The organism is Ensifer sp. (assembly GCF_035999135.1).
In the GTDB taxonomy this organism is placed as follows: Bacteria; Pseudomonadota; Alphaproteobacteria; order Rhizobiales; family Rhizobiaceae; genus Ensifer.
Genome location: NZ_DASYGZ010000141.1, coordinates 1 through 7,530 on the forward strand (window position 1 = coordinate 1; position 7,530 = coordinate 7,530).

Sequence of the window (7,530 nt, forward strand, 5' to 3'; positions counted from 1 at the left end):
CGGCTGCGCCGGTTGACTTCCACAAAGCGAGGCGTACCGTCGTCGTGTCGCAAGTATCAACCGCCGTGGCGCCAACTTAAGAGAAGCAAGCACCGCCAAAACGACAGATTGACGATAGCCTTCCTTGCCTGCGCCCGGCGACTTTGAGGAAGTGTCATGCGAATTCTTGTTGTTGCCCTTGCCTTTTCGACAACCATGCTCTGTCCGCTCGCAACCCTCGCGCAAGAGGGCGACGCAACAGCCGGAGCCACCGTCTTCAAGAAATGCGCCGTCTGTCACGTGGCCGACAGCGACACCAACAAGGTCGGGCCATCGCTCAACCATCTGTTCGGACGAACGGCCGGCACCCATGCCGACTTCAGCTACTCTCCGGCGATGATCGATGCCGGCAAGGGTGGGCTCGTCTGGGACGAGGCGCATCTACGCGATTATCTGCACAATCCGAGGACCAAGGTGAAGGGCACGAAGATGGCCTTTGCCGGGTTGAAGGACGACACGGATATCTCCAACCTGATCGCCTATCTCAAACAGTATTCGCAGTAGCCTGCGAAGACTAAACGCAAGCGTCGTCCCGTTTGAGGCGGTGAATTGCGACTATTTGACGTTCGTGCAATAATTGCACCTGCAGCGCCGCGCGCCTTGTCAAGCGCGTAGCACTTTGAATTCCTGCATGTTTCTGTCCTTTAATCAGGGGGAATCATGCCGCAGAGCTCTACGGATTGCGTATTCATGCCCACAGCCGCCAGCGGCGAGGAGGGACAGAAATGGCCGTGGTAGTTATTCTGGTATTGGTGGCCGTCGGGTCGGTGTTGTTCCATCTGTTGAGCCCTTGGTGGTGGACGCCGATCGCGTCCAACTGGAATTACATCGACAACACGCTCATCATTACCTTCTGGATCACCGGCGCCGTCTTCGTCGCCGTCGTGCTTTTCATGGCTTATTGCGTGCTGCGTTTTCGGCACCGCCCGGGAAACCGGGCGGCCTATGAACCGGAAAACAGGAAGCTTGAAGGATGGCTTGCCGGCGGCACCACGCTCGGCGTCGCCGCCATGCTGACCCCCGGCCTTTTCGTCTGGCACCAGTTCGTCACCGTTCCCGACGGCGCAACCGAAGTCGAAGTCGTCGGCCAGCAATGGCTGTGGAGCTTCCGGCTGCCCGGCGCCGACGGCAAGCTCGGGACATCCGAGACCCGCGACATCACGCCTGAAAATTCGCTCGGCCTCAACCGCAACGACGCGGCCTCGCTCGATGATGTCGTCATCGAAGGCGGCGAACTTCATCTGGAGGTCGGCAAGCCGGTGAAGATGCTGTTGCGCTCCGTCGACGTGCTGCATGACTTCTACGTGCCGGAGTTCCGCGCCAAGATGGACATGGTGCCGGGCATGGTCACCTACTTCTGGCTGACACCGACGCGCACCGGTACGTTCGAGGTGCTTTGCGCCGAACTCTGCGGCGTCGGCCATCCCCAGATGCGCGGCACCGTCGTCGTCGACAGTGCCGAGGACTATCAGGCCTGGCTTTCGCAACAGACGACATTCCAGCAATTGCAGGCACAGGCAGGAACAGAGACGAAGGAAACGGCGCAGGCAGGAAATGCCGCCCCGGCGCAGTAGGAGGCGCCCCGACGGCCAGGCGGGATGAGGAGAAGTCGTCGCGGTTTTCCGCCCGCATCCCGCCCGTGAGCGATAGCAGTTCCGGCGTTCGGCGTTTGGGAATTGCGTGTTTCAAGCGTTGGACCAAGACGGTCCGGTGTTGGGAGGTTCTCGCAGATGGTCGATATCCGGCATGGCACGGGCGAACAGATTGGCCCCGCGGAAGTGGAGGACGTGGAGCTCTATCATCCCCATAGCTGGTGGACGCGCTACGTCTTCAGCCAGGATGCCAAGATCATTGCCGTGCAATATGCGTCGACCGCCATCGCCATCGGCATGGTCGCGCTCGTGCTCTCCTGGCTGATGCGGCTGCAGCTCGGCTTTCCCGGCGTCTTCGCCTTCATCGATGCCGAGCGCTATTACCAGTTCATCACCATGCACGGCATGATCATGGTGATCTACCTTCTGACCGCGCTTTTCCTCGGCGGCTTCGGCAACTACCTGATCCCGCTGATGCTCGGCGCGCGCGACATGGTGTTTCCCTATGCCAACATGCTGAGCTACTGGCTCTATCTGCTGGCCGTGCTCGTGCTCGTCGCAAGCTTTTTTGCCCCCGGGGGGCCGACCGGCGCCGGCTGGACGCTCTATCCGCCGCAGGCGGTGCTGTCGGGCACGCCCGGCGGCAAGGACTGGGGCATCATATTGATGCTGTCGTCGCTGATCCTCTTCGTCATCGGCTTCACCATGGGCGGCCTCAATTATGTGGTCACCGTGCTCCAGGGCCGCACGCGCGGCATGACGCTGATGCGCATGCCGCTCACCGTCTGGGGCATCTTCACCGCGACTGTGATGGCGCTTCTCGCCTTTCCTGCCCTCTTCGTCGCCTGCGTCATGATGCTGTTTGACCGCGTACTCGGCACCAGCTTCTTCATGCCGGCGATCGTCGAGATGGGCGAGCAGTTGCAGCACGGCGGCGGCAGCCCGATCCTCTTCCAGCATCTCTTCTGGTTCTTCGGTCACCCGGAGGTCTACATCGTCGCGCTGCCGGCCTTCGGCATCGTCTCGGATCTGATCAGCACTCACGCCCGCAAGAACATCTTCGGCTACCGCATGATGGTCTGGGCGATCGTCATCATCGGCGCGCTCTCCTTCATCGTCTGGGCGCACCACATGTATGTCAGCGGCATGAACCCCTATTTCGGGTTCTTCTTTGCCACCACCACGCTGATCATCGCCGTGCCGACGGCGCTCAAGGTCTACAACTGGGTGCTGACGCTCTGGCGCGGCGACATCCATCTGACCCTGCCGATGCTGTTTGCGCTGGCCTTCATCGTCACCTTCGTCAATGGCGGGCTGACGGGCCTCTTCCTCGGTAACGTCGTCGTCGACGTGCCGCTCTCCGACACCATGTTCGTCGTTGCCCATTTCCACATGGTCATGGGGGTCGCGCCCATCCTCGTCATCTTCGGCGCGATCTATCACTGGTACCCGAAGATCACCGGCCGCATGCTCAACGAAGCGCTCGGGCAGATCCATTTCTGGGTGACCTTCGTCGGCGCCTATCTGATCTTCTTCCCGATGCACTATCTCGGCCTGATCGGGATGCCGCGCCGCTACTACGAGATGGGCGAAACCGCCTTCGTTCCGGCCTCCGCCCATACGCTCAACGAGTTCATCACCATCATGGCGCTCATCGTCGGCGCCGCCCAGATCGTCTTCCTGTTCAACCTCATCTGGAGCATCCGCCATGGCCGCGAGGCCGGCGGAAACCCGTGGCGGGCAACGACGCTCGAATGGCAGACGCCGGAGACACCGCCGCGCCACGGCAACTGGAAGGAACTGCCGGTCGTCTATCGCTGGGCCTATGACTACAGCGTGCCGGGGGCGGCCGAGGACTTTATCCCGCAAAACCAGCCGGGCTCCACAGGGCTTGGAGCGGAGGAGGCCTCATGAGCGTCACCCTGGTCTTCCTCGCAGTCGTTCTCCTGATCGCCGGCTGGTGGCTGGCGCATCAGCGGCTGTTTTCGAAGCCCTGGCTTGAGGTCGGCCACGCCCATGATCCCCGACCCCACGGATCGCCTGGCGTCGCCCCGGCGCAAATCGGGCTCGGCGTCTTTCTCGTGGTCGTCGGCGCGCTGTTCACGCTGTTCATCAGCGCCTATTTCATGCGCATGGCCTCCACCGACTGGTGGTCGACGCCGATGCCGAAAATCCTCTGGCTGAACACCGCCATCCTCGGTCTCGGCAGCCTGCTTCTGCATGCGGCCCGCGTCACGGCCGAGCATCACCGCGACGAGGCGAGCCGCACGGCACTGATCGCCGCCCTTGCAACGGGTCTCGCTTTCCTCGCCGGCCAGGTCTTCGCCTGGCGCGAACTCACCGACGCCGGCTTTCTGCTCGCCGACAACCCCGCCAACAGCTTCTTCTACATGATCACGGGCATGCATGGCCTGCACATCCTCGGCGGGCTCTTTGCGCTCTCACGGGTGATCGTGAAGACCCGCAGCGAGCCGATGGGCGACAAGGCCGTGCTGTCGATCACGCTTTGCGGCACCTACTGGCATTTCATGCTGGCCGTATGGCTGGTGCTTTTCGCGCTCTTTTCCGGCTGGGCCAACGACTTCGTCGAGCTCTGCCGATCCCTCTTGACCTGAAGGAGCCAAGGCATGTCCGTCGAGACGCATTCGACTGTCCGAGAGCCGCTCCACCGCCCGGCGGGGCTCGCGGGTTTTGCCGCCGACTGGGCGTCGGACCAGCGGACGTTCAAGAACGTCTCCTGGGGCAAGGCGATGATGTGGATATTCCTCTTGAGCGACACCTTCGTCTTCGGCTGCTTCCTTGTCGCCTACATGTCGGCGCGCATGTCGACGGCCGTTCCCTGGCCCAATCCGAGCGAGGTCTTCGCGCTCCATATCGGCGGCTCGGATGTTCCCCTGATCCTGATTGCCATCATGACCTTCGTGCTAATCACCTCGAGCGGCACCATGGCGATGGCGGTCAACTACGGCTATCGCCACGATCGCAAGAAGACCGCCATGCTGATGGTGCTGACCGCCCTCTTTGGCGCCACCTTTGTCGGCATGCAGGCCTTCGAATGGACCAAGCTGATCAGCGAGGGCGTGCGGCCCTGGGGCAACCCCTGGGGGGCGGCGCAGTTCGGCTCGACCTTCTTCATGATCACCGGCTTCCACGGCACCCACGTGACCATCGGCGTGATCTTCCTGCTGATCATCGCCCGCAAGGTCTGGCGCGGTGACTTCGAAACCGGCAAGCGCGGCTTCTTTACCAGCCGAAAGGGCCAATACGAGATCGTCGAAATCACAGGCCTCTACTGGCACTTCGTCGACCTCGTCTGGGTCTTCATCTTCGCATTCTTCTATCTGTGGTGAGGCATGGCCATGACAGAGACGACGATCCACACCCACACTTCACCGCAGACACAAACGCAGGTGCCGGCGCAAACCCACCAGCAGCATCCGATCGGTCTCTACCTGGTCGTCTGGCTGCTGCTTTTCGTGCTCAGCACCTTCTCCTACCTCGTCGACTATGTCGGGCTGCAGGGCTATCTCAGATGGTCGCTGATCCTGATCTTCATGATGCTGAAGGCAGGGCTCATCGTCGCGATCTTCATGCACATGGCCTGGGAGCGACTGGCATTGATCTACGCGATCCTGTTGCCACCGCTGCTGGTGCTGGTCTTCGTGGCGCTGATGGCCTCGGAATCCCACTACGTGCTCTTCAGCCGTCTCACCTTCTTTGGTGCCGCACCGTGACCACAAACGGCGCCGCCCGATGGGCGGCACCGCTGCTTCTCCGTCACGTCAATGTTGCTGAAGCCCGGTGATCATCGCGATGATCTCGTTCTTGTCGGTTTTCGCCGTCTCGCGAATGCCGATCTGCTTGCCGCGACGCAGCACGCAGATACGATCCGACAGCTTGAACACCTGATCGAGACTGTGGCTGATGATCAAGACGCCGATGTTGCGGCGCTTCAGGGATTCGACGATCTCCTCCACCTTGGCGGTTTCGGCAACGCCAAGTGCTGCCGTCGGTTCGTCGAGCAGGATCAGCTTGCTTGCCCAATGGGTAGCACGCGCGATTGCAACGCCCTGCCGCTGACCGCCGGAGAGATCGCGGATCGTCGCATGCGCCGAGGGGATGCGCACGTCCAGCTCCTTCACCAGCGTCTCGGTCTCGGAAATCATCCGCCGACGGTCGAGCAGGCCGAAGCGGTTTACCGGCTCGCGGCCGAGGAACATGTTCATGTAGACCGTCTGCTGGTCGGCAAGCGCAAGGTCCTGGTAGACGACCTCGATGCCGTGGGCGCGCGCCATCGTGGCGTTCGACATCGCCACGGTCTCATTCTCGATGGTGATCGTGCCCGAGGTCGGCGTGTAGACACCGGAGATGATCTTGATCAGCGTCGACTTGCCGGCGCCATTGTCGCCGACGAGCGCAACGATCTCGCCCGGACGGACGTCCAGCGAGAAGTTCTCGATGGCGGTGACGCCGCCAAAGGTCTTGCGGATATCCTTGAGCTTCAGGACCGGTTCGTGTGCGGAATTCGTGTTCATGGTCATGACGTCGCCCCTCAAACCGGCCAGGCCGCGGTTTCGCCGAAACCGTTTTCGATCGTTTCCACCTTTGGCGCGCCCTTGGAGATTCCGGAGACGCCGACGACATAGGCGCGCGTGACGAAAGCCTGGCCGCGGAAACCGAACACGGCCGTGTCGCCGGGCTTGGGTGCTGCCGCACCGCTGGCGTCGATCATCGCGTAGTAGTCGATCGCCGAGGGCGGCGGCACCTCGACGCTTCGAAGGGCCGAGGCGGATGTGGTCGGCTCGGCCGAGACGATCGCCTTGACGTCATAGTCCTTGAAGATCGGATCGATGTAAAAGCCGCCGCCGAAGCAATAGGCCTTGCCCCCCGAAAGATGCGAGACCTCGGTGAGGTAGAGCACGGCGGGGAGCTCAGGCAGGTCCTCCATCACATGCAGCGCCGTCGTCCCATGCAGGCCGTTACCCGGTTCGCACTGGGTAGCACCTGCTTCGGCAAGCGCCGCCAGCAGGACGCTGGAGGTCGTGCCCGGCGCGTTCACCTCGATGCCCCTGCGGCCCGCTTTGGCAAGCGCCTCGGCCGCCTTGGAAAGCGTCGAGAGATTGTGTGTCGGCAGAACCTTGCGACGCTCATGATCGAAGAGCAGCGCCGGAAAGGTGGTGATGCCGGCAAAACGGCCGCCGTCGAGCGCATCGATCCGATCGGCGACCGCAGCAATGTCGGCGGCATCGAAGCCGCCCTCGTGGCCACGGTAGAAGGTATCACCTTCCGCGCGGATGCGGGCGAGCAGGTCCTGCCGGTAGCCGGCGGCCCTTGCACCGGACGCCGCCTCCCCGGCCTTTTCGTCGTTGAACACCGTCCAGTAGTCAGGCCGGAACGTTTTCGCCGCGGCGGCTGCCTCATGGCGCGCGACCTGCTGCAGATGACCGAGGTGCCCGACCTTCAGACCGGCCTTGTGGGTGGCGCGGGCGCAGGCCATGTCGACGGCGACCGAACGGTCGATGCCGCCGCGCTGGACCGCGTCACAGAAGGAGCTGGAGCGGCCGACCTGCTTGGTCATGGCGAAGATCTTCAGGTCGAGGCGGCGGGCCTCGTCGCTCAAGACCTTCGCATTGGCCTCGACCGCATCGAGATCGAGAACATAGGCGTTGGCCGGGAGCTTGCCCTGCTGGTGCAGAGCCATCGCAGCTTCGATGAAGGCCGGGTTGCGGCGGCGCAGAACGTCGAGAAACATGGGAAGCCTCCTTCAGCGGGACTTTTCGCGCAGCGACACGGCGACCGCAGCGAGGATGATGAGACCGCGAACGATCATCTGGTCGGAAACGGAAAGGCCCATCAGGATCAGGCCGTTGTTGAGCATGCCCATCATCAGCGAGCCGAC

At 62.5% G+C, this 7,530-nt stretch carries 8 protein-coding genes and 1 pseudogene; 6 read left to right on the top strand and 3 right to left on the bottom strand.

From position 1 onward, the window contains the following. Nucleotides 1–156: 156 nt before the first annotated feature. The 6 genes from VGO12_RS17000 (at nt 157) to VGO12_RS17025 (ending at nt 5,365) form a co-directional block, all read left to right on the top strand. Nucleotides 157–543, top strand: a complete 387-nt coding sequence (locus VGO12_RS17000) for a cytochrome c family protein (RefSeq protein ID WP_327513922.1) — start codon at nt 157–159, stop codon at nt 541–543. A 221-nt stretch (nt 544–764) separates the two neighbouring features. Then, nucleotides 765–1,613, top strand: coding sequence for a cytochrome c oxidase subunit II (locus VGO12_RS17005; RefSeq protein WP_327513923.1), 849 nt, complete (start codon nt 765–767; stop codon nt 1,611–1,613). A 156-nt stretch (nt 1,614–1,769) separates the two neighbouring features. Beyond that, on the top strand, nt 1,770–3,545 hold the full coding sequence (gene ctaD, locus VGO12_RS17010) for a cytochrome c oxidase subunit I (protein ID WP_327513924.1): 1,776 nt from the start codon (nt 1,770–1,772) through the stop codon (nt 3,543–3,545). Further along, the gene (locus VGO12_RS17015) at nt 3,542–4,246 is read left to right on the top strand and encodes a cytochrome c oxidase subunit 3 (RefSeq protein WP_327513925.1); all 705 of its coding nucleotides are present in this window, start codon (nt 3,542–3,544) and stop codon (nt 4,244–4,246) included. The genes ctaD and VGO12_RS17015 overlap by 4 nt, the downstream gene beginning before the upstream one ends. 12 nt (nt 4,247–4,258) lie before the next feature. After that, nucleotides 4,259–4,981 (top strand): heme-copper oxidase subunit III family protein, encoded by a 723-nt coding sequence (locus VGO12_RS17020; RefSeq protein ID WP_327513926.1) that lies wholly within the window; start codon nt 4,259–4,261, stop codon nt 4,979–4,981. A 3-nt stretch (nt 4,982–4,984) separates the two neighbouring features. Then, nucleotides 4,985–5,365, top strand: a complete 381-nt coding sequence (locus tag VGO12_RS17025) for a cytochrome C oxidase subunit IV family protein (RefSeq protein ID WP_414650736.1) — start codon at nt 4,985–4,987, stop codon at nt 5,363–5,365. A 48-nt stretch (nt 5,366–5,413) separates the two neighbouring features. Here VGO12_RS17025 and VGO12_RS17030 read toward each other — a convergent pair whose 3' ends face one another. The 3 genes and pseudogenes from VGO12_RS17030 to VGO12_RS32230 all read right to left on the bottom strand — a co-directional run. Beyond that, nucleotides 5,414–6,172, bottom strand: coding sequence for an ATP-binding cassette domain-containing protein (locus VGO12_RS17030; protein WP_327513928.1), 759 nt, complete (start codon nt 6,170–6,172; stop codon nt 5,414–5,416). 11 nt (nt 6,173–6,183) lie between these two features. After that, on the bottom strand, nt 6,184–7,383 hold the full coding sequence (locus VGO12_RS17035; RefSeq protein ID WP_327513929.1) for an alanine racemase: 1,200 nt from the start codon (nt 7,381–7,383) through the stop codon (nt 6,184–6,186). A gap of 12 nt (nt 7,384–7,395) precedes the next feature. Further along, nucleotides 7,396–7,530 (bottom strand): annotated as a pseudogene (locus tag VGO12_RS32230) (sugar ABC transporter permease); the annotation flags it as partial.